Genomic DNA, 20463 nt, shown 5'->3' with positions numbered 1-20463 from the left:
CTCGGACAAACTCGGGTGGAGCCTGTGCCGCCGCGTCAGTTGCCGAAGATGTCGCGCAGCACGCCGTTCAGGGCCCGCTCGATCCCACGCCCGACGCCATCCCCTTGTCGACGCGGAGCCGGCTGTGGCTCCGGCACCGCGATCGGCTCCGGGGCCTTCATCGGCAGCGGCTGCGGCTCCAGACCAGCATGAACACGCACCATGGCCTCGCGCCAGATCTCGGCTGGCAGACCACCGCCGGTCACACCGGTCAGGGGCGTGTTGTCATCGTAGCCCATCCAGACCCCCGCCACGTATTCGGCGGTAAACCCGATGAACCAGGCATCCTTTGCCGCCGAGGTCGTGCCGGATTTACCCGCCGCCTGCCAGCCCGGGATCTGCGCGCGTCTTCCGGTGCCCTCGGCGATGACTTTTTCCATCATCCAGATCAATTCCTGCGCGGCGGCCGGGCGGATCACCCGCTCTCCCATGCCGCCGGACGCGCCCATCAAAGGCTCGGCATCACCGACCAGCGTCAGGGCCTCCACGCCATAGGGGGTCACAGACGATCCCCCATTCAGAATACCGGCATAGGCGCCGGTCATCTCGATCAGCGTGCTCTCCGAGGCGCCAAGCGCGAGCGACGGACCGTCCGCCAGGCTGCTCTCGATACCGAATTCACCCGCCACGTGGCGCACGTTGTCCCGCCCCACGGCTTCTGACACTTTGACCGCCGGCACGTTGAGCGAGTCGCGCAAGGCGCGGGTCAGGGTGATTTCGCCATAATGCTTGCGGGTATAGTTCTGCGGACACCACGGGCCGGATCCCGGAATGTCGATGCAATATTCCGCATCCAGCACCCGGTCGTAGGGCGAATAGCCAAGTTCAAGCGCCGCCGCATAAACGAAGGGTTTGAACGACGATCCTGTCTGCCGCTTGGCCTGCGTGGCCCGGTTGAACACGCCCGAGGCCCGGACCTTGCGCCCGCCGACCATCGCACGCACCGCCCCATCCGCACTCATAACCACCACTGCGGCCTGCGCCTTGGACCCCTCGCGCACCTTGTTTTCGAACACATAGGTGACCGCATCCTCGGCCGCCTGCTGCAAACGCTGGTCGAGCGTGGTGCGGATGACCACATCCTCGGTGGTCTGATCGCCCAGGAACCCCGGCACCGTGTCCATGATCCAATCCGCAAAATAGCCACCGGCCCGGGCTGCTGCCGCTTCGCTGAGCTCTGCGGGATTGGCAGCTGCCATCTGGCGTTCTTGTTCGCTCAGATAGCCTTGCTCCTCCATCAGACGCAGCACGGTGGCCGCGCGATTGCGCGAACGTTCGATGTTGTTGGTCGGCGCCAGCGTCGAGGGTGCCGTCAGCAAACCGGCCAGCATTGCGGCCTCGGGCGGGTTCACCTGATTGGCGGATTTTCCAAAGAACCGCTGCGATGCCGCTTCGGCGCCATAGGCCCCGCCGCCCATATAGGCGCGGTTCATGTAGATCGAGAGGATCTCGTTTTTCGAGTATTTAGCCTCCATCGCCATGGCAAAGATCGCTTCCTTTGCCTTGCGCCAGAGTGAGGACTGGCGACAGTCGCTTTCATAGGCGGCTTCGCTGTCCCAGATCTCAGGGTCGTATTCAACGCCGAGGCACATCAGCTTTGCGGTCTGCTGGGTGATGGTGGAGCCACCGTGCCCGGACAGCGGGCCGCGCCCCTCGCGCAGGTTGATCCGCACCGCACTGGCGATCCCGCGCGGCGAGACGCCGAAGTGGCGGTAGAACCGCTTGTCCTCCGTCGCAACGATCGCGTTTTTCAGGTGCGGAGAGACGGTTTCGGCCGTCACCACGCCACCAAACTGGTCACCGCGCCAGGCAAATGTCTTGCCCTCGCGATCCAGAAGCGTGACCGAGCCCTGATTTCGCCCGTCCAGCAGCGCCTGGTATTCCGGCAACTTCGAATAGTGATAGGCCACCGCCGCCACGAGAAACAGCCCGACCAGCACCCCCATGCGCCAGCTGACGGCCCAAATCGCACGCAAGACGATCTGGAACGGCATCAGCAGCCATCCCAGCAGGCCGCGCTTGCGCGGAGGCCGCCGCACCGCCTTGCGCCGCCCGAACAGGCGCCATCCGGATTTGGCCTTGGCTGAGGTTTTCCTGCGGGGCGCTTTCTTGGCGGGTTTGCGTGCACTCCCGCCAGGGTAACGCTTGTCCGCAACCAGCGGACCACGTCCACGTCCCGAAGTTCCGCGCCCGGAATTGCGCCCCTGCGTCATGCTGAAATCCTGTTCTGACTGCTCATCTTCGACGTCTGGGCGGGCTTAAGCCCTGCCTCTTTGGCACAGAATAGCGCCTCTTGCGCAGGATGTAGAGAGGCGGTTTTCCGCCACACCCCATCCAAAATGCGCCTAATTAACAAGCAGAGCCCCTTTTTTGAGCGAATTTATTGAGCCGACGCCCAGAAAGCAGGCGTCTTAACCCAGCTGTAACGTTCCCCCGACTCGAGCGGGACGATCTTCTGCACCTGCAAACATCGGGCGCAGGGCCCGGGAAAGGGTGACGAGATGAAATTGATCATTGCAGCCATCAAACCCTTCAAGCTGGAGGAGGTCCGCGAGGCGCTGACCGCGCTTGGGGTGTCAGGTTTGATGGTAACCGAAATCAAGGGCTTTGGCGCACAGGCGGGTCACACCGAGATCTACCGCGGCGCCGAATACGAAGTGAATTTCGTGCCGAAGGTGAAACTGGAAATCGTGGTGCCCTCCGACCTGGCCGACCAGGTGGTTGAAACCATCACCCAGACCGCCCGCACCGGCAAGATCGGCGACGGCAAGATCTTCGTGCTGGACGTGGCCCAGGCCGTGCGCGTGCGCACCGGCGAAACCAATCAGGACGCGCTCTAACGCGCCTTTCGCAAAGGAAAGCCAAAACCAATGAAAAAACTGACAGTGACACTCGCCGCCACGGCGCTGGCGGCCCTGCCGGGTCTGGCCTTCGCGCAGGAAGCTGCGGCGGAGACACCGGACATCAACCCCTACATCTTCACCACGCTCCTGTTCCTGATCGGCGGGTTCCTGGTGTTCTGGATGGCCGCCGGCTTTGCCATGCTCGAAGCGGGTCTGGTCCGGTCCAAGAACGTGACCATGCAGCTGACCAAGAACATCGCGCTGTTCTCCATCGCGGCCATCATGTACTGGCTGATCGGCTTCAACCTGATGTACCCGGGTGAGTGGATGATCGAAGGCGTGATGGGACCGTGGTTCTCCATCACATCGCTGGAAACCGTTGGTCTCGACGCGGCGGATGCCTCGTTGGATTATGCATCGGTCGGCTCCGACTTCTTCTTCCAGTTGATGTTCTGCGCCACCACCGCATCGATCGTGTCGGGCACTCTGGCTGAACGCATCAAACTCTGGCCCTTCCTGATCTTCGTCGCCATTCTGACGGGCGTGATCTACCCGATCGAGGCGTCCTGGCAGTGGGGCGGTGGGTTCCTCTCCGAAATGGGCTTCTCCGACTTCGCCGGTTCGACCCTGGTGCACGCCGCTGGTGGCTTTGCCGCGCTGGCCGGTGCCCTGATCCTGGGCCCGCGTATCGGCAAATACAAAGACGGCAAAACCATCCCGATGCCCGGCTCCAACCTGGCGCTGGCGACTCTCGGTACCTTCATCCTGTGGCTCGGCTGGTTCGGTTTCAACGGTGGTTCGCAGCTGGCGATGGGCACCGTGGGTGATGTGACCGATGTGTCACGTATCTTTGCCAACACCAACATGGCCGCTGCCGCTGGCGCTGTCGCCGCCCTGCTGCTGACCCAGGCTCTGTTCAAGAAGCCGGACCTGACCATGGTACTGAACGGTGCGCTGGCCGGCCTGGTGTCGATCACCGCAGGTCCGCTCGACCCCAGCCTGTTTGGCGCTCTGTGGATCGGTGCCATCGGCGGTGTGATCGTGGTCTTTGTGGTGCCGATGCTCGACAAGCTGCAGATTGATGACGTCGTCGGCGCGATCCCGGTTCACCTGGTTGCGGGCTTCTGGGGCACCTTCGCGGTTCCCTTCTACACCGAAGGCACCTCGTTTGTGACCCAGATCATCGGCTTCGTCGCCATCGGCGCCTTCACCTTCATCGTCTCGGGCATCGTCTGGTTCATCCTGAAGGCCACCATGGGCATCCGCGTGAGCGAAGAGGACGAAATCAACGGCCTCGACATGGCGGAACTGGGCATGGAAGCCTACCCGGAGTTCAAGGCCGGCTGACACAACGGTCCAACACCCAAACACCTCAAACGCGGCGCTCCGGCGCCGCGTTTTGCGTTTCCAGACCGGGCACTTTTGCACGTCGCCCAACAAAAAACGCGCCCCCCGCAGGACGGGGGCGCGTTGTCAATTCTGACCGAACTTGGAAAGGATCACACGCCCGCGTCGACGATCGCCTTGGCCAGGATCGGTACCGTCTGCGCATTGAGACCGGCGATGTTCAACCGGCTGTCACCCACCATGTAGATCCCCGCATCCACGCGCATCTTTTCCACCAGCTCCGGCGTGGTACCGAGCAGCGAGAACATGCCCCGGTGCTCGGCGATGAAGCCAAAGCGGTCAGATCCGGTCAGTCGCTGCAGCTCGTCTGCCAGCTGTTGACGCAGGGCCAGCATGCCGAGACGGGTCTCTTCCAGCTCTTTCTGCCAGTCGGCGCGCAGCTCAGGATCGTTCAGGATCGTGGTCACGACACGCGCGCCGTGATCCGGCGGGAACGAGTAGTTCTGGCGGTTGAGAAAGGCGAGCGTCTTCTGGTTGAGCCCCTCTGCGTCCCCTTGTTGGCTGATTGCCATCAACAGGCCGGTGCGTTCGCGGTAGATGCCGAAGTTCTTGGAACAGCTTGCCGCAATCAGGCATTCCGGCACCGAAGAGGCCACCAGACGGACGCCTGCGGCGTCCTCTTCCAGACCGTCGCCAAAGCCCTGATAGGCGATGTCGATCATCGGAATGAGACCGCGTTCATTCAGCAGCTCAACCACCGCTTTCCACTGGCTCTGATTGAGGTTGGCCCCGGTGGGGTTGTGGCAGCACCCATGCAGCAACACCACATCACCCTCTTTGGCGGTTTTCAGGTCCTCGATCATACCGTCGAAATTCACCGCACGGGTCTCGGCATCAAAATAGCGATAGACCACCGTTTCGATGCCAACGTATTTCAGGATCGACACGTGGTTCGGCCAGGTGGGGTCGGACACAAAGACGCGTGCGCCGGGGTTCGCCATCTTGATCAGCTCAAACGCCTGGCGCACCGCGCCGGTGCCGCCGGGGGTCGCGACGGCTGCAATCTTGCTGCGCTCGACGGCGTTGTCGAGGATCAAGCCGATCATCGCATCCGCATAGGCCGGATCACCCGCCAGCCCGGTGTAGGCCTTGGTGGTCTGCTCGTCGATGATGCGCTGTTCGGCGGCCTTAACCGCCCGCATGACCGGGGTCACGCCCTCGGCATTCTTGTAGACCCCCACACCCAGATCCACCTTCTGGTCCCGCGGGTCATCGCGGTACATCTGCATCAGCGCCAGGATCTTGTCGGCGGGCTGGGGTTTCAGGTTCTCGAACATCAGTCGTCTCCGGTTGCAACGGGAAGGGTCGGGAAAGCGCCCCATTCGGACCAGGATCCGTCATAGAGCGCGTGATCGTGCTTGCCCATGCGTTCCAACGCCAGGCTGAGCACGGCGGCGGTGACGCCCGACCCGCAAGAGGTAATGGCAGGTTTGCCAAGGTCGACACCGGCCGCCTCGAAGATCGCACGCAGATCGTCTGCCGCCTTCATGGTGCCATCGTCATTGAGAAGCGTGGTAAAAGGCACGTTCCTGGAGCCCGGAATGTGCCCCGCCCGCATGCCTGGGCGCGGCTCAGGCGCTTCTCCGCGAAACCGCTCCGCGGCGCGCGCATCGATGATTTCGTGATCGCCAAGCTTGGCGGCGGAGGAGACCTGGGTCACATCGCGCACCATATGGTTCTGTACACGAACGGTCATGTGGCGGTCGCGGATCACCGGCGGCAGATCCTCCAGCGGGCGGCCCTCGGTTTTCCACTTGGGCAGGCCGCCGTCCAACACCGCGACATTGGTCTGCCCCATCAGGCGGAACAGCCACCAGACTCGGGCCGCGGAAAACAGCCCCATCCCATCGTAGACAACCACCTGGTGGCCATCCCCAACGCCCATGGCGCGCAGCCGCGACATGAACTTTTCCACCGGCGGAGCCATATGCGGCAGATCCGAGCGGTGATCAGAGATCTCGTCGATATCAAAGAAGCGCGCGCCTGGAATATGACCGGCCTCATACTCGGCCTTCGCATCGCGTTCCATCTGCGGCAGATACCAGGACGCGTCGAGGACCCGCAAATCGGGGTCCCTCAGATGCGCCGCCAGCCAGTCGGTGGAAACCAGGGTTTTTGGATCGTCCATGCTCAACGCCTCCCGGGACTTGCGTTGGCGAAATGCCTACTACCCGCGCCCCGGTCGTGCAAGGCTGCTTGCTGTGCTTTCCCGCCGGCCGTTACGAAACTTCGGGAACGCGGCGTGGCGCGGCGCGGCGCTTAACGGACCACCCGAAGCGCCGGCGCGCCCCGCAGACGCTGACGCGCCCCGGATGGAAACCGATCCGAAAACGACAGCCCCGCCCGGATCAGCTCCGGGTCCATGCGCCCCAACGTCAGCGCATCAACGGCATCCCGGGCGCGGTTGGTCTCATCCCGCCGCATGTGATGCAGCATCGCCAGGAATTGTGCCTCATCCGCGGTCAGCAGATCCCGCGTGTCCAGATCCAGTGGATCGTTGCAGGCAAAATCATCGCCCCGCAGCGCCAGCACCTCACGCACCACCGGCCAGAGCGCATAGGCCACCGCCAGCCCCTGCGCTTCGCCCCAGGTTTCCGCCGCAATCACAAAGCCACGGTGCCAGGCCTGACTGTCCGGCGCGCGCGATGTCGTCACGAGATGCCGCGTCACCGCCAGCAGGCGGGTTTCAAACGGGTCAAACCCGAAGGCCGCCACAGGGGCCTGTCCCAGATCTGGCGCGATGGGAACCTGAAGTGTCATGGACGTTCACCCTCTTTACCTGCCGCGCCGGAACCTTCGGCGGGCGCTGCATTTGCTACGGTTTGGTCCGGGCAGGTTCGACGCGTCAGAGGCGGTCGTTAAGCTGGGCGTGCATTTCTTAGTTATTTACTCAGCTATTTGCAAGAGTGAAAAAACAAACGCCGCCCCTCGTCAAAAGGGCGGCGTTTGTTGTTTTTCGACAATGCTTTACCCGGCAACTTGGCATATTACCAAAGCGGGTGCGTCGCAGGACTTAGTACCGCGGATCGTCACTATCGTCGTCTTCATCCTCATCGTCAGACGCCGGCAGATTGAAGAAGCTGTCCGCATCGACGATTTCTTCTTCTTTCTTGTCATCCTCATCGGACGACCCGAGGGTAAAGGTTTCCAGACCTTCGATCGCGGTGGGGATTTTGGGCTCTGCATCCATCTCCAGCGACTGTTCGGTGGACACCAGTTTGCGACGCTCATCATCGCTCATGATCCCGCCCTCGGCGGCGCGCGCCTTGGCCGCTTTCTGCACGGCTGCGTCAAGTTCGGACTGTTTACACAGGCCCAGCGCCACCGGATCGATCGGCTCCATGTTGGAGATATTCCAATGGGTGCGTTCCCGGATCGACTGGATCGTCGGCTTGGTGGTGCCCACCAGCTTGGCGATCTGACCATCGGACAGCTCCGGATGGAATTTGACCAGCCACAGGATCGAGTTCGGACGATCCTGACGCTTGGACAGCGGGGTGTAGCGCGGACCACGGCGCTTTTCCTCGCCTGCGGCGGCGGCGTTGAACTTCAGCTTCAACTTGTGCAGCGGATTGTTCTCGGCGGCGTTGATTTCATCCTGGGTCAGCTGGTTGTTGGAAATCGGGTCGAACCCTTTCACGCCAGCCGCGACGTCGCCATCCGCGATGCCCTGGATCTCCAGTTCGTGCATGCCCACGAAATCTGCGATCTGCTTGAAGCTGATCGTGGTATTGTCCACCAGCCACACGGCGGTCGCCTTGGCCATCAACGGTTTTGCCATGTGCTTTACTCCTTCGAAACACGTCTGTCCCCGAATGTCACGCTGGACCGGACAACCTGCGGGTAAACCTCTCCCGTCGCCTTAAATCGGCTTCCCCGGTCTGCGGGGCGGGTTTCCGTTGTCGGGGAACTTCAGGTCTATATAGTCGCCTTGAAACCATAAGGAAAGAGGCGAATGCGGCGGTTGATCTTTACAATTCTGGCAAGTCTGGCCGGCTTCGCCCCTTCTGCGCAGGCCGAGGGCGACCCCGCGGGCCAGTTCGACTATTACGTTCTGGCGCTCAGCTGGTCCCCCAACTGGTGTGCGATCGAGGGGGACGCAAAAGGATCAGACCAATGCGATGACCGCCACGATCACGGCTGGACCCTGCATGGCCTGTGGCCGCAGTTTCACCAGGGCTGGCCAAGCTACTGCCGCACAACCAAAGCGCCCCCGAACCGCAGCATGACCGGCGAAATGGCCGATATCATGGGCACGTCCGGCCTTGCCTGGCATCAGTGGAAAAAACACGGGACCTGTTCCGGCCTGTCGCCCCGGACCTACTTCGACCTGTCCCGCCGGGCCTTCGACAGCGTCACGCGCCCCGTGGCCTTCCGCCGCCTCGACAAGCCGGTGACACTGCCCGCTGCCGTGGTCGAAGAGGCGTTTCTGAAGGAAAATCCCGCGCTTGATGAGGACAGCCTGACCATCACCTGCCGCGACGGATTTATCCAGGAAGCGCGAATCTGCCTGTCCCGCACGCTGGATCCGGTTCCCTGCGGACGTGACGTGATCCGGGACTGCGCCCTGACCGACGCGCGGTTCGAACCCGTGCGGTGATCCGGCCACGCGCCGGATCTGCTCCCGCGACTGTGACAGACAAAACCGCGCAGGCGTGTTAGGGTGGGGATCCGACATGCCGCGCGACGGCCCAATCGAGGGTTTCCCACCGGGACCATCCGAGACGCAGACGCGCATGATCGCATATCTTGGCCTGGTCCCGGCTTGGATCCCAGCTGTTCCGCGCGGCGCGCCCCGGCGAGCCACAGGAGGAGCCAAGCTATGTCAGAGACCGCCCCCAAGACCATCGGCAACCCCGCAAGCTGGGTGTTGCAATCACTGCGAAGCGCCAGTCACGGAACCACCGAAGCCATTGAAGAGCTGCGCAGCGACACCAACGCCCGCCCGCGCGTCCGGACGATGGATATAGATGACATCTCTCACGCGCTTCGCGCGGGCTGGGCGGATTTCAAGTCCGCACGGTCGGACGCCATGTTCCTGGTGTTTATCTATCCGCTGATCGGCCTCGCGCTGGTGATGAGTGGTTTTCACCTCGATGTGCTGCCACTGCTTGTCCCGATGGTCATGGGCTTTGCCATTGTCGGCCCCGCAGCCGCGATCGGGCTGTACGAAATGTCCCGCCGCCGCGAGGCCGGAGAATCGGCGGGCTGGATGTCGGCCTTTTCCGTGCTGCGCTCTCCTGCCTTTGCTTCGGTTCTGGCGTTGGCGTTTTACCTCGCGGCGCTTTTCGTGATCTGGATCATGGTGGCAGAGGCCATCTTCGGCGCGACACTAGGGCCCGACACGCCCGCTTCGCTGACGACCTTCGCCCGTGATGTGTTCACCACATCGTCCGGCTGGACCATGATCGTGGTTGGCACCCTCGTCGGCGCGGCCTTCGCCTATGCAGCGCTTGCAGTCAGCATCGTATCCTTCCCGCTCTTGCTGGACCGGCATGTGGGTTTGCCCATGGCTGTGGCGACATCCCTGCAGGTGATGCGTCAGAACCGCCTTGTCTGCCTGTTGTGGGGCGCTCTGGTCGGAGCCTTGCTGGTGCTTGGATCGGTGCCGCTTTTTGCGGGGCTGATATTTGTCGTCCCGCTGCTGGGGCACGCCACGTGGCATTTCTATCGCCGTGCCGTGATGTGATTCCGGGGCGCGGAATAGCCGCTCGGAGTGCCGCAGCGATCTTTTGGCTTAGGCGTCAGCCCCCACGTTCAGGACGATCTTTCCGATATGCGTGGAGGCTTCCATCCGCGCATGAGCCGCTGCCGCCTCTGCCAGGGGGTAGGTTGAATCCATGACCGGGCGCACCTTGCCCGCTGCAATCATCGGCCAGACCGCCTCGACCAGATCCCGCGCGATCCGCGCTTTTGCGAGGTCACTCTGCGGGCGCAGCGTAGAGCCTGTCACGGTCAGCCGGCGCGCCATGATCTGAGCAAAGTTCAACTCCGCCTTTGGCCCCTGCAGAAAGGCGATATGAACCAGCCGACCATCATCCGCCAGCGCCCGAATATTGCGGGGGATATAGTCCCCACCCACCATGTCGAGGATCAGATTCGCGCCACCATCTGCCTTCAGGATCTCCACAAAATCCTCGTCGCGGTAGTTGATCGCCACATCCGCGCCCAGGCCGACACAGGCGGCGCATTTGTCATCAGATCCGGCGGTTGTATAAACCCGCGCGCCGAGGGCCGACGCCAATTGGATCGCGGTTGTGCCGATCCCGGAGGACCCACCATGCACCAGGAACCGCTCTCCCGCCGTCAAACCGCCGCGCGTGACCACGTTTGACCAGACCGTGAAACAGGTCTCGGGCAGGCACGCCGCCTCTTTCAGGCTGAGGCCCTCCGGAATCGGCAGGCAATGGGCCGCAGGGGTCGCGACAAACTCGCCATATCCGCCCCCCGGCAACAGGGCGCATACCTGATCGCCCTGGGCCCAACCGGTCACCCCTGCGCCAAGCGCGACAATCTCCCCCGCGGCCTCAAGCCCCGGCAGGTCGCTTGCGCCCTTGGGCGGTGCATAGGCGCCCGCCCGTTGCAAGGCATCAGGACGGTTCACACCGGCATAGGCCACCCGGATCACGACCTGACCGTGGCCGGGCTGCGGCACCGGACGTTCCACCAGTTTCAGAACCTCCGGCGCACCGTGTTCTGAGATTTCAACCGCGCGCATCATGGCAGGCAGGGCATGTGTCATCGGCAGGGATCCTCTTTCGGGATGTCAGTCTCCGCTCAGAGCTAACACCCCTTCCGCCCCCGGCCAAGCCACCACCTGCGCCCGGCCCCGCGCGCGCAGGCCTGGCGCACAGGCGCACCGCCCGACGCGGGGCCACCGGGGATCACACCGGCGATCAGGAGTGCCAGCGCCCCGGCAGGTCCTCGCGACGCGCAGGAGCATGGATCCGGCTCATCACCCACGCCGGCCCCGCCAGCAGCGGTTTCAACAACGGGTTCTTGCCAACACTGGCCTTGAACTTCTCAAACTGCATCACGTCGTCGATACGCCGCTCCAGAAAGTCCCAGGTCGCCTGGTGCTCCGGGCTGTCATCGCCCAGCCAGAACAGGACGGACGAGGAATAGACCGCCGACAGTGTCGCCCGTTTTGTGTACCAGTTGGCATCCTCGGACGTATCACCAAGCGCGGTCCAGATCGCATCCGCCGTCTCCCAGATCAGCCGCGACCCGGTGGCCGCATGATGCGGCAGCGCAAACAGCGTGGCACCGCGGCGCACCGCTTCCTTGTCCTCGACCGCTTCGAGACGATATCGCACAGCTGCCGCGACCCGGTCCCGGAACCGCAAGGTGTCCAGCTCACCCTCCGCCAACCGCGCCAGCATCAGCGCATCACCGCGCTTGTGATAGGCGACCGCGAGATCGAGCGCCCGGCGCGGAAACAAGGCTTCAGCCACAGTCGGCTCCACGCCCGAATCAGCCACCGCGGCCGCCCAGGTGGGCGCGGTCCAACCGTCAAACGGGACATGCATCAGCGCCGCGTCCAGCAGCCTGTCCCGCAATTCAGCGCTCTGATCGCTGGAATTTCCGTTGTTTTCGACCATAATGGACATGCTCCTCTGTCTCGGCGGTTCCAGTACTAGACAATTTAGGTCCGCCTTGCTATACGGCCACCTCCTGCAAATCCTTGCAACTCAACTTAGAAAGGTGGTGAAAACCACATGCAGGTTAGTGTTCGCGACAACAACGTCGATCAGGCGCTCCGTGCCCTGAAGAAGAAGCTGCAGCGCGAAGGCGTCTTCCGCGAAATGAAGCTCAAGCAACATTTCGAGAAGCCCTCCGAGAAAAAAGCGCGCGAGAAAGCTGAAGCTATCCGCCGTGCCCGCAAGCTGGCACGCAAAAAAGCACAGCGCGAAGGTCTCCTCTAAGACCCCTCGCCCGTTTCCAGTCTCTTCTGGATACTGTTTAAGACTTAAACCCCCGAGGCATCCGCTCCGGGGGTTTCACTTTGCCAGCCTCGCAGTCTGCCTGCTCCCTCTGCCGACTGCCTGCCCGGCCCAATCGGTCGGAACAGGGGGGCGCTCCCCCCTGTCACAGCGTCGGGATCAGTAGATCTTTGGCACGTATAATTCGTCCGGCAGCACCCGGCGTTCGTAGCTCGGGTTGTATTCCCGATCCGGCAGCGTGACCTTCTCACTTGGAACATCGTGATACGGGATCTTGGTCAACAGGTGCTCGATGCAATTGAGGCGTTCACGCTTCTTGTCGTTGCCTTCGACGATATACCAGGGCGCTTCTTCGATATTGGTGCGGAAGAACATGTCTTCCTTGGCCTTGGTGTACTGCTCCCAGCGGATGCGGCTTTCCAGATCCATCGGAGACAGTTTCCACTGTTTCATCGGATCATGGATGCGCATGAGGAATCGCAACTGCTGTTCTTCGTCGGTGATCGAGAACCAGTATTTCAGCAGGATGATACCGGACCGGACCAGCATGCGTTCAAATTCCGGAACGTCCTGAAAGAACTGTTCCACCTGATCGTCATTGGCAAAGCCCATGACACGCTCGACCCCGGCCCGGTTGTACCAGGAGCGGTCGAACAGCACGATCTCGCCCGCGGCTGGCAGATGCGGCACATAGCGCTGGAAATACCACTGGCTCTGCTCGCGACGGCTGGGCGCGGGCAGCGCCACGACCCGGGCGACACGCGGGTTCAGGCGCTGGGTGATCCGCTTGATCACGCCCCCCTTGCCGGCGCTGTCGCGGCCCTCGAACAGGATGCAGACCTTGGCGCCGGTGTGCTGCACCCAGTCCTGCACCTTGATCAATTCCGCCTGCAACCGCAGCAGGTTGCGGAAATAAACCTTGCGGTCCAGCATTTCCGGATGCTGGGCGCGATAGATCTTGCGAAGCTCCATGGACAGCATGGGCTCGGCAAATTCGATTTCGAAATCCTCGTCCAGCGTGTCCTGCAGCTCGGCTTCCAGCCACTCGAAGGAGGTATTTTCCTGATCGCTGCTCACACTGTGTCTCCTTAGTCTTGCTATAGCGTTGTACCACCGCATAGCGGCGTCATGTGATCCTTTGGTGTCAAATGGCGGCACGTCGGTCGAAAATCGCCCGTCTCCGCCTGAATTTCCCGCCCGCGCGATCATTGTGCCTCAGGATCAGGCCACGTGGCAGATCCATGCAGGCCGGCACGATGATTTTACGCTCCCCGGCCGCCAATGCGCAGCTTGCGTCAATTGATCGGCAGCGCCGTGGTCTTGAACACCGTTCGCAGCGCAAAGCTCGATTGCATCTGCGCGACCCCGGGCAACCGGGTCAGATGTTGGCGGTGGATGCGGGCAAAGTCATCCGTGTTCTCCGCCACCACCTTGAGGATATAGTCTGCCGTCCCGGCCATCAGGTGACACTCCAGCACATCCGGAATGCGTGCCACCGCCTTCTCGAACGCCTCCAGCACCTCGTCAGCCTGGGTTTGCAGGGTAATCTCCACAAATACCGTGGTCGGCACCCCCAGCTTGCGTGCGTCCAGCAACGCTACATAATTGCGAATATAGCCGTCGCTCTCCAGACGCTGCACCCGCCGGTGACAGGCCGATGCCGAAAGGTTCACGGCCTCGCTCAACTCCGCGTTCGAGATCCGGCCCTGCTTTTGCAGCACCTCGAGGATTCGACGATCCACCTGATCTAACGCCAAATGACCCACCTATTCTTGCGTAGGATTGAGTTCTATTCGAAGATCCTTCGAAAGTCGAGTTTTCAAACTGCCGAAAAAAGCAGCACATTTGAAACCGGACCTGCGACACTCTGTCCCAAAGGGAACGGAGGAGAGACCCATGAAAATCGGATGCCCCACGGAAATCAAACCCCAGGAATTCCGCGTCGGCATGACACCCGACGCCGCGCGCGAGGCCGTCAGCCATGGCCATCAGGTCATGATCCAGTCCGGTGCGGGACTGGGGGCCGGCTTTCCGGATGCGGATTACACCGCCGCCGGTGCGACGATCATCGACAGCGCCGAAGAGATCTTTGCCAGTGCCGACATGATCGTCAAGGTAAAGGAGCCGCAGGCCGTCGAACGCAAGATGCTGCGCGAGGGGCAGCTTCTGTTCACCTATCTGCACCTGGCCCCGGACCCGGAGCAGACCCACGACCTGCTGGCCTCCGGCTGCACCGCCATCGCCTATGAGACCGTGACCGATGACCGTGGCGGCCTGCCGCTGCTGGCCCCGATGTCGGAGGTCGCCGGCCGGCTGGCGCCGCAGGTGGGCGCCTACACGCTGCAAAAGGCCAATGGCGGACGCGGTGTCCTGATGGGCGGCGTGCCAGGTGTCGCCCCGGCGAAGGTCGTCGTGGTGGGCGGGGGCGTTGTCGGCACCCATGCGGCCAAGATCGCCGCCGGCATGGGCGCCGACGTGACCGTTCTGGATCGCTCGCTGCCACGCCTGAAGTATCTCGATGATGTGTTCGGCGACACGTTCAAGAACCGCTATTCCACCGCTGGCGCCACAGCGGAGCTGATCCGGGATGCCGATATGGTCATCGGTGCGGTGCTGATCCCCGGCGCCGCAGCGCCCAAGCTGGTGTCGCGTGCGGATCTTTCCGACATGCAACCGGGTGCGGTTCTGGTCGATGTCGCCATCGATCAGGGCGGCTGCTTTGAGACGTCTCGCGCCACCACCCATGCCGACCCGATCTATGAGGTCGATGGCATCATGCACTATTGCGTCGCCAACATGCCCGGCGCGGTGGCCCGGACCTCGACCCAGGCGCTTGGCAACGCCACGCTCCCCTTCCTGCTGGCATTGGCCGACAAGGGGTGGAAACAGGCCTGCGCCGACGATCCGCATCTGCTGAACGGGTTGAACGTGCACGCGGGCAAGCTGACCTACTATGCCGTTGGCAAGGCGCTTGGCCTTGACGTTCTGTCGCCGACGCTCGCCTTGCGCGACGCCGCCTGACCCGGCCGAGTGACGCGGCGTCCTGACACCGGAGCCGCGTCGCCCCACCCGGAACCCGCGCGTTTTGTGTGACACGCGGCACAATTTCCCCGTGCCGCGTGTTAAAAACCTCTCGATTCTCCCCGCCCTCCTGACGCAAGAAGGACAGGAGCAGCGGCTGCGATCCGCGCCGCCGCACAGATGACGGCCCCGCACAGCCGCCGGATCCTTGTTCGGCCCATTGCGGGGTGAACACAAAACGTGGGGACTGACATGGAAGAATTCATCGAACAGGCTGGTGCGATGTGGCCGCTGGTGGTCAGTGGCATCAAGGCGCTGGTGGTGCTGGTACTCGGCTGGATTGCCGCAGGTCTGATTTCAAGCGCGGTACGCAGCCGCATCAACAAGACACCGCAAATTGACGAGACGCTGGGCAACTTCGTCGCCAGCATGGTGCGCTGGGTGCTGCTGGCAATCGTGCTGGTTGCCGTACTTGGCGTCTTTGGCATCGAGGCCACCAGCCTGGTGGCCATGCTCGGTGCAGCCACCCTCGCCATCGGCCTTGCGCTTCAGGGCACGCTGAGTGATCTGGCCGCCGGTTTCATGCTGATCCTGTTTCGGCCCTACAAGCTCGGCCAGTTTGTCGACATTGGCGGCACTGCCGGGACGGTGAAGGACCTGAACCTCTTTGTGACGGAGCTGGTCACCCCTGACAACGTGCAGATCATCGTTCCCAATGGCCAGGCCTGGGGCGCGATCATCACCAATTACTCCGCGCATGACACCCGCCGTCTCGATATTACCTATGGCATCGACTACGGCGACGACATCGAAAAGGCCAAGGGCATTATCCTGCGCCTAGCCGAGGCCGACGGGCGCGTGCTTGCAAACCCGGAGCCCTGGGTGCGCGTGACCAACCTTGGTGACAGCTCGGTCGACATTTCCACCCGCCTCTGGTGCACGGCGGGCGACTATTGGGAACTGAAGTGGGCGATGATCCAAGGCGTGAAAGAAGCCTTTGACGCAGAAGGCATCTCCATTCCCTATCCCCACAGCGTGGAAATCCAGAAAGAAGGCTGAAACCGGCCCCGGCCCTAGGGTCAGGACCCTAGCGGCTGAACGCGGCTCCCGGCCCTCGGGTCGGGGGCCAGGTACCCGCTCCAAACCCGGCCGTTTCCCCCTGATCCTTGGGGGCGGCCTTGGGGCGCTGCGCGATGAGGGGTGCAGTTCCGAACCGCAGGGTCTGCCCGTCATGCGCCTGAAAGGCCCAGCGCGCCAACATGAATTGCAGACTTCGACGTTCCTGCCCGTTTTCATCCACCAGCATCCGGGCCCGCCATGCCCCTTCGCATTGCACCTGCAACTGGATGTCATTCACATCGCGCATTTTGACACCACGAATGGCATCCATGTGATGCGCCTGAGCATACATATATCGAAGCTGGTTATAAATGGCCTCGAAGTGGGGCCGCCGCCGTCCGGCAAAGACAACTGACACCTCGCAGCCGTCAGCATTGAAGCCACGGGTTGTGCAATCGCCGCGCGATGTGGTGCCAAAAACCGGAACCAGCGCCAGTTGCACCTGAATCACACCGCCTTTGAACAGGCCGCTATCCTCGTATTCCGGGGAGACGGGAGTTTGCGCACGACGGTCGATTCTGGATGTGGGAGGCATCATGTTTTCAGCAGCAATTCCATTGTCATCACGAGAGACCCGCCGTGACGGTGCCCCTGCACATATAGTGGATTTCAAATCTTAAGAATCCATGGCGCTCACCGTGTTACAAAGGCGTAGAAACACGCTCGCCGCGGTATGCGATGCGCCGTTCAGATTGCGCCGGCATCGCTGCTGCGATTGCCATAAAGCGCCTGCTTGCCGCTGGTGATCGTCTCGCCGTTGCGGTCCAGAAACCCCCAGCGGGCCGCGAGAAACTGCAACACCCGAATGTCCTCTCCGGTATTGCTGCGTTCGAACCGCACCCGCCAGGCGCCTTCGATCTGTGCGGGCAGGCGAATGCTGTTGACCGGAGGCGGGTCCTTGCGGCGCCGTTGAGCCGAATAATTCGCCTCCGTCAGCAGGCGGCGCAGCTCTTCGTGCAGCGGCCCGAATTCCTTGATCCGCCGCCCAGCAAAAATGACAGAAATCTCTTCGCTTTCACTGACGTAGCCGCGCACCGAAATATCGCCGCGCGCCGTCTTGCCGATCACTGGAACCAAGGTCAGCGCAACCTGTGTCAAACCGCGCTTAAACAAACCGCGGTCTTCGGTTTCCGGTGTAACTTCGAACCGGGATCTACGGCGATCTGTTTTATTCTTGTCGGACATAGAACCACTTGAATTGTCTGAAATGGAATGCGCTCTCGCGGCGGCGTCACCTTCACTTAACAAGCCCACCGTTAAAAAACAGTTCAGGTGCATATTTTCAGCGCAAATCCAACGCGCGGCATTCAACCGGTGGATGTGCCTTTGAGATCAGACCCCTACCGGTTCACCGGGGGATATCACGCTGCATCACCAGGGTAGGTTTTTCGTTGTAGAGCGCCGAGTCCGACACCGTGTGATAGCCCAGTTTGACCGCGACCTTCTGCGACAGCTTATGGTCGGGATCGAAGATGCAGCAGGTGCGCGCCCATTTGGTCTGCGCCTCGGCCCAGTGATGGATACACCGCACCGCCTCTGTGGCGATACCACGCCCGTGTACCGCAGGTGACAAGACCCAACCGGCTTCTGGCACCGCGCCAAGGTCTGGCTCGATCATCCGTTTGTAGTCAGCAAACCCCACATCGCCCGCATAGGCCCCTGTGTCGCGCAGGATCACCGCCCAGTAGCCGAAACCCAATGCCTGCCAATGGCCGATGTAGCGCAGGAGCCGCGACCAGCTTGCCTCTGCGGTCGACGGCACGCCACTGATGTAGCGCACCACCTCCGGATCTGCCCACATCGCGGCGAGATCGTCAAAATCTTCAATGCCATGCGGACGCAGAATCAGCCGTTCCGTTTCCAGAATCGGCGGCCCGCCCGCGGCAAAATATGCCGCCGACTCGGCGCTCATTCGGGCAATGCCCCGGTCAGCACATAGGTGAGGATCTCGACCACCTGACGTGGTTCTTCGGCCACCGCAAGCGCCGCCGCATGAACTTCCTTCAGGGCGTGCTGATGCTCGGGCGGGTTCAGCACAATGATCGACTTGCCCAGCGCCGCTGCATAGCCCGCATCAAAGGCCGCATTCCATTGCTTGTACTTTTCACCAAAGCGGACCACGACGACGTCGGCCTCTTCAATGCCCTTGCGGGTGCGGATCGCATTCAGCTTCGCCCCCTTGTGGTCATGCCAGAACTTGCTGTCCTCGGCCCCGAGGATCGCCACACCGCAATCGTCGGACGCATCGTGATCTGTCACCGGGCTGTCGAAACGCAGGTTCAGATCCCGCGCACCTTCGATGATCTGCTCGCGCCAATCGGTGTGGATTTCGCCGGAAAGGTAAACGGATAGGGTCATGGTCGGTCCTCCTGCCGCGCCCCGGTCGGGGCCATGGGTTCGCGCCAAGACCTACCCGCTCCACCAGGAGAGGCCAACCCCGTCAGCGCTTGCGCGCCACCACAAAGTGATTGGGCGGATCCGCCGGGTAGTTGCCGGTTTCGATGATGTCGAAGCCCGCCGCTTCGATCCGTGCCTGCCAGTCGGCGACGGTCATGAAATGCACGACCTCAGGCGCCTTGCCCACCAGCTGCATCAGTGGGATTAATCCACGCATCAGGATGCGCTTGAACGCGCTGCGGGTGTCTTTCAGACAGATCGTCTTTGAAATGAACAACCCGCCCGGACGCAGACGCATCGCGGCCGCGTGCAAGCTGTCGTCCTGCGCAGCGAGCAAGTGGAAAAGGTTGAAGGCGAGCACCACATCAAACGGGCCCTCCGGCGCGGTCAAGGGCTCCGCCACCTGAAGCTGGAGGTTGGTGACACCCGCCTCCAACGCCCGCCGCGCGCCAATATCAATCATCGCCTGCGACAGATCGGTGGCAATGATCTGCGCCACATGCGGCGCCAGCGTTACGGCTGTAGAGCCGGTCCCGCAGCCGAGTTCCAGTGCCACCTGATCGCCATGCAGATACTGCGCCACGCGATCCAGCGTCACTTGATAGGCCGCAGCGTCGGCCACCGGGCGCGCGGCATAGGACTGTGCGATCCGGTTCCAGAACTGAGCATCCGCAGTCATCATTTTTCTCCACCATTTCCCGCATCATACTCATGCGTATAACCGGCAGGAATTGCGAAAATTCGCAGGAGATATATACGAATATGCATGAACGTGCCCCCACCGACTGACTGGAACCATATCCGTGCTTTCCTCACCACCGCAGAGACGGGGTCCCTGTCGGCCGCGGCGCGGCGTCTCGGCCTGACCCAGCCGACGCTCTCGCGCCAGGTTGCGATGCTGGAAAGCGAACTTGACCTGATGCTGTTCGAACGGGTCGGTCGCAGACTGGTCTTGACGCAAGCGGGGCAACAATTGCTCAACCACAGCCGCCGCATGGGAGAGGCCGCCGCCGCCATGAGCTTTGCCGCCAGCGGTCAGGCTCAGGCGATCGAGGGCACGGTGCGCATCACCGCCAGCGACATGCTATCGTCCTACCTGCTGCCGACAGTGTTGCAGAAACTGCGCCATCTGGCTCCGAACCTGCGCCTGGACCTGATTGCGACCAATGACATCCGCGACCTGATGAAACGGGAGGCGGACATAGCGATCCGCCACGTCCGACCGGAGCAACCGGATCTGATTGCGCAACATGTGCTTGAAGGCACAGCCCGTTTTTACGCTGCGACCCGGTATCTAGATCGGCGCGGCCGCCCCGACACCGCCGAAGATCTCGCGGCCCATGATTTTGTCGGTTTTGGCGATGTGGACCGCATGATCGAACATTTTCACGGCTTCGGCCTGCGGTTGCAGCCGGGACAATTCAAGGTCAACTCGCAGAACGGGCTTGTGGCCTGGGACCTGGTGCGCAGCGGGTTTGGCATCGCGCCGATGTATGACAAGATTGCCCAGCAAACGCCTGACATCGAACGGGTCATGCACTGGGTTGAGCCAGTGCGTTTTCCGTTCTGGCTCACCACCCATCGCGAGCTGCACACCAGCAAGAAGATCCGCCTGGTGTTCGACCTCCTCGCCGACACCCTGCGCATGGAGGGCTGACCGGCACCTGCCGGAGCAGAAAAAAACGCGCCCCATT

At 62.3% G+C, this 20463-nt stretch carries 22 protein-coding genes; 8 read left to right on the top strand and 14 right to left on the bottom strand.

Annotated elements, in window-relative coordinates:
* Positions 1-35 precede the first annotated feature (35 nt).
* Complete coding sequence (locus MHM97_RS11755; protein ID WP_239322548.1) at positions 36-2252, bottom strand: transglycosylase domain-containing protein; 2217 nt, start codon at positions 2250-2252, stop codon at positions 36-38.
* 288 nt (positions 2253-2540) lie between these two features.
* Between MHM97_RS11755 and MHM97_RS11750 the strand changes: the two genes are divergently transcribed.
* Positions 2541-2879 (top strand): P-II family nitrogen regulator, encoded by a 339-nt coding sequence (locus MHM97_RS11750; RefSeq protein ID WP_239322547.1) that lies wholly within the window; start codon positions 2541-2543, stop codon positions 2877-2879.
* A 30-nt stretch (positions 2880-2909) separates the two neighbouring features.
* A complete protein-coding gene (gene amt / locus MHM97_RS11745) occupies positions 2910-4229 on the top strand; it encodes an ammonium transporter (protein ID WP_239322546.1) in 1320 nt (439 codons plus the stop codon).
* Positions 4230-4381: 152 nt separating this feature from the next.
* Here amt and MHM97_RS11740 read toward each other — a convergent pair whose 3' ends face one another.
* The 4 genes from MHM97_RS11740 to MHM97_RS11725 form a co-directional block, all read right to left on the bottom strand.
* Entirely contained in the window at positions 4382-5566 is a 1185-nt protein-coding gene (locus MHM97_RS11740; RefSeq protein ID WP_239322545.1) for an amino acid aminotransferase, read from the bottom strand.
* Positions 5566-6417, bottom strand: a complete 852-nt coding sequence (gene sseA / locus MHM97_RS11735) for a 3-mercaptopyruvate sulfurtransferase (RefSeq protein ID WP_239322544.1) — start codon at positions 6415-6417, stop codon at positions 5566-5568. Before sseA ends, MHM97_RS11740 begins: the two co-directional genes overlap by 1 nt.
* Before the next feature lie 131 nt (positions 6418-6548).
* Positions 6549-7049, bottom strand: coding sequence for a hypothetical protein (locus tag MHM97_RS11730; protein ID WP_239322543.1), 501 nt, complete (start codon positions 7047-7049; stop codon positions 6549-6551).
* A gap of 253 nt (positions 7050-7302) precedes the next feature.
* Positions 7303-8070: a DUF1013 domain-containing protein gene (locus MHM97_RS11725; RefSeq protein ID WP_239322542.1), complete on the bottom strand. Its 768-nt coding sequence runs from the start codon at positions 8068-8070 to the stop codon at positions 7303-7305.
* A 174-nt stretch (positions 8071-8244) separates the two neighbouring features.
* Here MHM97_RS11725 and MHM97_RS11720 point away from each other — a divergent pair, with 174 nt between their 5' ends.
* The gene (locus tag MHM97_RS11720) at positions 8245-8889 is read left to right on the top strand and encodes a ribonuclease T2 (RefSeq protein ID WP_239322541.1); all 645 of its coding nucleotides are present in this window, start codon (positions 8245-8247) and stop codon (positions 8887-8889) included.
* 222 nt (positions 8890-9111) lie between these two features.
* Entirely contained in the window at positions 9112-9978 is an 867-nt protein-coding gene (locus tag MHM97_RS11715) for a DUF2189 domain-containing protein (protein ID WP_239322540.1), read from the top strand.
* Between the two features lie 48 nt (positions 9979-10026).
* Here the strand turns inward: MHM97_RS11715 and MHM97_RS11710 are convergent, their stop codons facing one another.
* Together MHM97_RS11710 and MHM97_RS11705 are read right to left on the bottom strand one after the other, a co-directional pair.
* Positions 10027-11031, bottom strand: a complete 1005-nt coding sequence (locus MHM97_RS11710; protein ID WP_239322539.1) for an NAD(P)H-quinone oxidoreductase — start codon at positions 11029-11031, stop codon at positions 10027-10029.
* A 154-nt stretch (positions 11032-11185) separates the two neighbouring features.
* A complete protein-coding gene (locus tag MHM97_RS11705; RefSeq protein WP_239322538.1) occupies positions 11186-11890 on the bottom strand; it encodes a COQ9 family protein in 705 nt (234 codons plus the stop codon).
* Between the two features lie 117 nt (positions 11891-12007).
* On the opposite strand from MHM97_RS11705, the gene rpsU reads away from it, so the two are divergent.
* A complete protein-coding gene (gene rpsU / locus MHM97_RS11700) occupies positions 12008-12214 on the top strand; it encodes a 30S ribosomal protein S21 (protein ID WP_005614280.1) in 207 nt (68 codons plus the stop codon).
* Between the two features lie 177 nt (positions 12215-12391).
* Here the strand turns inward: rpsU and ppk2 are convergent, their stop codons facing one another.
* Both ppk2 and MHM97_RS11690 read right to left on the bottom strand, forming a co-directional pair.
* Positions 12392-13309, bottom strand: a complete 918-nt coding sequence (gene ppk2, locus MHM97_RS11695; RefSeq protein WP_239322537.1) for a polyphosphate kinase 2 — start codon at positions 13307-13309, stop codon at positions 12392-12394.
* 218 nt (positions 13310-13527) lie between these two features.
* A complete protein-coding gene (locus tag MHM97_RS11690; RefSeq protein WP_239322536.1) occupies positions 13528-13989 on the bottom strand; it encodes an Lrp/AsnC family transcriptional regulator in 462 nt (153 codons plus the stop codon).
* A 139-nt stretch (positions 13990-14128) separates the two neighbouring features.
* Between MHM97_RS11690 and ald the strand changes: the two genes are divergently transcribed.
* Positions 14129-15253 (top strand): alanine dehydrogenase, encoded by a 1125-nt coding sequence (gene ald, locus MHM97_RS11685; RefSeq protein ID WP_239322535.1) that lies wholly within the window; start codon positions 14129-14131, stop codon positions 15251-15253.
* A gap of 252 nt (positions 15254-15505) precedes the next feature.
* Entirely contained in the window at positions 15506-16312 is an 807-nt protein-coding gene (locus MHM97_RS11680; protein WP_239322534.1) for a mechanosensitive ion channel family protein, read from the top strand.
* A 28-nt stretch (positions 16313-16340) separates the two neighbouring features.
* Here MHM97_RS11680 and MHM97_RS11675 read toward each other — a convergent pair whose 3' ends face one another.
* The 5 genes from MHM97_RS11675 to MHM97_RS11655 all read right to left on the bottom strand — a co-directional run bounded on the left by MHM97_RS11675 (position 16341) and on the right by MHM97_RS11655 (position 19451).
* Positions 16341-16910 (bottom strand): hypothetical protein, encoded by a 570-nt coding sequence (locus MHM97_RS11675; protein WP_239322533.1) that lies wholly within the window; start codon positions 16908-16910, stop codon positions 16341-16343.
* Between the two features lie 149 nt (positions 16911-17059).
* On the bottom strand, positions 17060-17683 hold the full coding sequence (locus MHM97_RS11670) for a hypothetical protein (protein WP_239322532.1): 624 nt from the start codon (positions 17681-17683) through the stop codon (positions 17060-17062).
* 37 nt (positions 17684-17720) lie between these two features.
* The gene (locus MHM97_RS11665; RefSeq protein WP_239322531.1) at positions 17721-18284 is read right to left on the bottom strand and encodes a GNAT family N-acetyltransferase; all 564 of its coding nucleotides are present in this window, start codon (positions 18282-18284) and stop codon (positions 17721-17723) included.
* Complete coding sequence (locus MHM97_RS11660) at positions 18281-18730, bottom strand: YtoQ family protein (protein ID WP_239322530.1); 450 nt, start codon at positions 18728-18730, stop codon at positions 18281-18283. The genes MHM97_RS11665 and MHM97_RS11660 overlap by 4 nt, the downstream gene beginning before the upstream one ends.
* A gap of 82 nt (positions 18731-18812) precedes the next feature.
* A complete protein-coding gene (locus MHM97_RS11655; protein WP_370645719.1) occupies positions 18813-19451 on the bottom strand; it encodes a class I SAM-dependent methyltransferase in 639 nt (212 codons plus the stop codon).
* An 84-nt stretch (positions 19452-19535) separates the two neighbouring features.
* Here MHM97_RS11655 and MHM97_RS11650 point away from each other — a divergent pair, with 84 nt between their 5' ends.
* Entirely contained in the window at positions 19536-20426 is an 891-nt protein-coding gene (locus MHM97_RS11650; RefSeq protein WP_239322529.1) for a LysR family transcriptional regulator, read from the top strand.
* Positions 20427-20463 lie beyond the last annotated feature (37 nt).

It is taken from the genome of Epibacterium sp. Ofav1-8 (assembly GCF_022348185.1).
Lineage (GTDB): Bacteria > Pseudomonadota > Alphaproteobacteria > Rhodobacterales > Rhodobacteraceae > Epibacterium.
The sequence above is the reverse complement of the archived record's forward strand: the minus strand, read 5'-3'. Positions and strand labels throughout refer to the sequence as shown.

What these genes read in the sequence shown, in the direction of transcription:
- MHM97_RS11755 (WP_239322548.1), bottom strand. Translation starts at nt 2,252, where the DNA reads ATGACGCAGGGGCGCAATTCCGGGCGCGGAACTTCGGGACGTGGACGT.
- MHM97_RS11750 (WP_239322547.1), top strand. Translation starts at nt 2,541, where the DNA reads ATGAAATTGATCATTGCAGCCATCAAACCCTTCAAGCTGGAGGAGGTC.
- amt (WP_239322546.1), top strand. Translation starts at nt 2,910, where the DNA reads ATGAAAAAACTGACAGTGACACTCGCCGCCACGGCGCTGGCGGCCCTG.
- MHM97_RS11740 (WP_239322545.1), bottom strand. Translation starts at nt 5,566, where the DNA reads ATGTTCGAGAACCTGAAACCCCAGCCCGCCGACAAGATCCTGGCGCTG.
- sseA (WP_239322544.1), bottom strand. Translation starts at nt 6,417, where the DNA reads ATGGACGATCCAAAAACCCTGGTTTCCACCGACTGGCTGGCGGCGCAT.
- MHM97_RS11730 (WP_239322543.1), bottom strand. Translation starts at nt 7,049, where the DNA reads ATGACACTTCAGGTTCCCATCGCGCCAGATCTGGGACAGGCCCCTGTG.
- MHM97_RS11725 (WP_239322542.1), bottom strand. Translation starts at nt 8,070, where the DNA reads ATGGCAAAACCGTTGATGGCCAAGGCGACCGCCGTGTGGCTGGTGGAC.
- MHM97_RS11720 (WP_239322541.1), top strand. Translation starts at nt 8,245, where the DNA reads ATGCGGCGGTTGATCTTTACAATTCTGGCAAGTCTGGCCGGCTTCGCC.
- MHM97_RS11715 (WP_239322540.1), top strand. Translation starts at nt 9,112, where the DNA reads ATGTCAGAGACCGCCCCCAAGACCATCGGCAACCCCGCAAGCTGGGTG.
- MHM97_RS11710 (WP_239322539.1), bottom strand. Translation starts at nt 11,031, where the DNA reads ATGACACATGCCCTGCCTGCCATGATGCGCGCGGTTGAAATCTCAGAA.
- MHM97_RS11705 (WP_239322538.1), bottom strand. Translation starts at nt 11,890, where the DNA reads ATGGTCGAAAACAACGGAAATTCCAGCGATCAGAGCGCTGAATTGCGG.
- rpsU (WP_005614280.1), top strand. Translation starts at nt 12,008, where the DNA reads ATGCAGGTTAGTGTTCGCGACAACAACGTCGATCAGGCGCTCCGTGCC.
- ald (WP_239322535.1), top strand. Translation starts at nt 14,129, where the DNA reads ATGAAAATCGGATGCCCCACGGAAATCAAACCCCAGGAATTCCGCGTC.
- MHM97_RS11680 (WP_239322534.1), top strand. Translation starts at nt 15,506, where the DNA reads ATGGAAGAATTCATCGAACAGGCTGGTGCGATGTGGCCGCTGGTGGTC.
- MHM97_RS11675 (WP_239322533.1), bottom strand. Translation starts at nt 16,910, where the DNA reads ATGATGCCTCCCACATCCAGAATCGACCGTCGTGCGCAAACTCCCGTC.
- MHM97_RS11665 (WP_239322531.1), bottom strand. Translation starts at nt 18,284, where the DNA reads ATGAGCGCCGAGTCGGCGGCATATTTTGCCGCGGGCGGGCCGCCGATT.
- MHM97_RS11660 (WP_239322530.1), bottom strand. Translation starts at nt 18,730, where the DNA reads ATGACCCTATCCGTTTACCTTTCCGGCGAAATCCACACCGATTGGCGC.
- MHM97_RS11655 (WP_370645719.1), bottom strand. Translation starts at nt 19,451, where the DNA reads ATGATGACTGCGGATGCTCAGTTCTGGAACCGGATCGCACAGTCCTAT.
- MHM97_RS11650 (WP_239322529.1), top strand. Translation starts at nt 19,536, where the DNA reads ATGAACGTGCCCCCACCGACTGACTGGAACCATATCCGTGCTTTCCTC.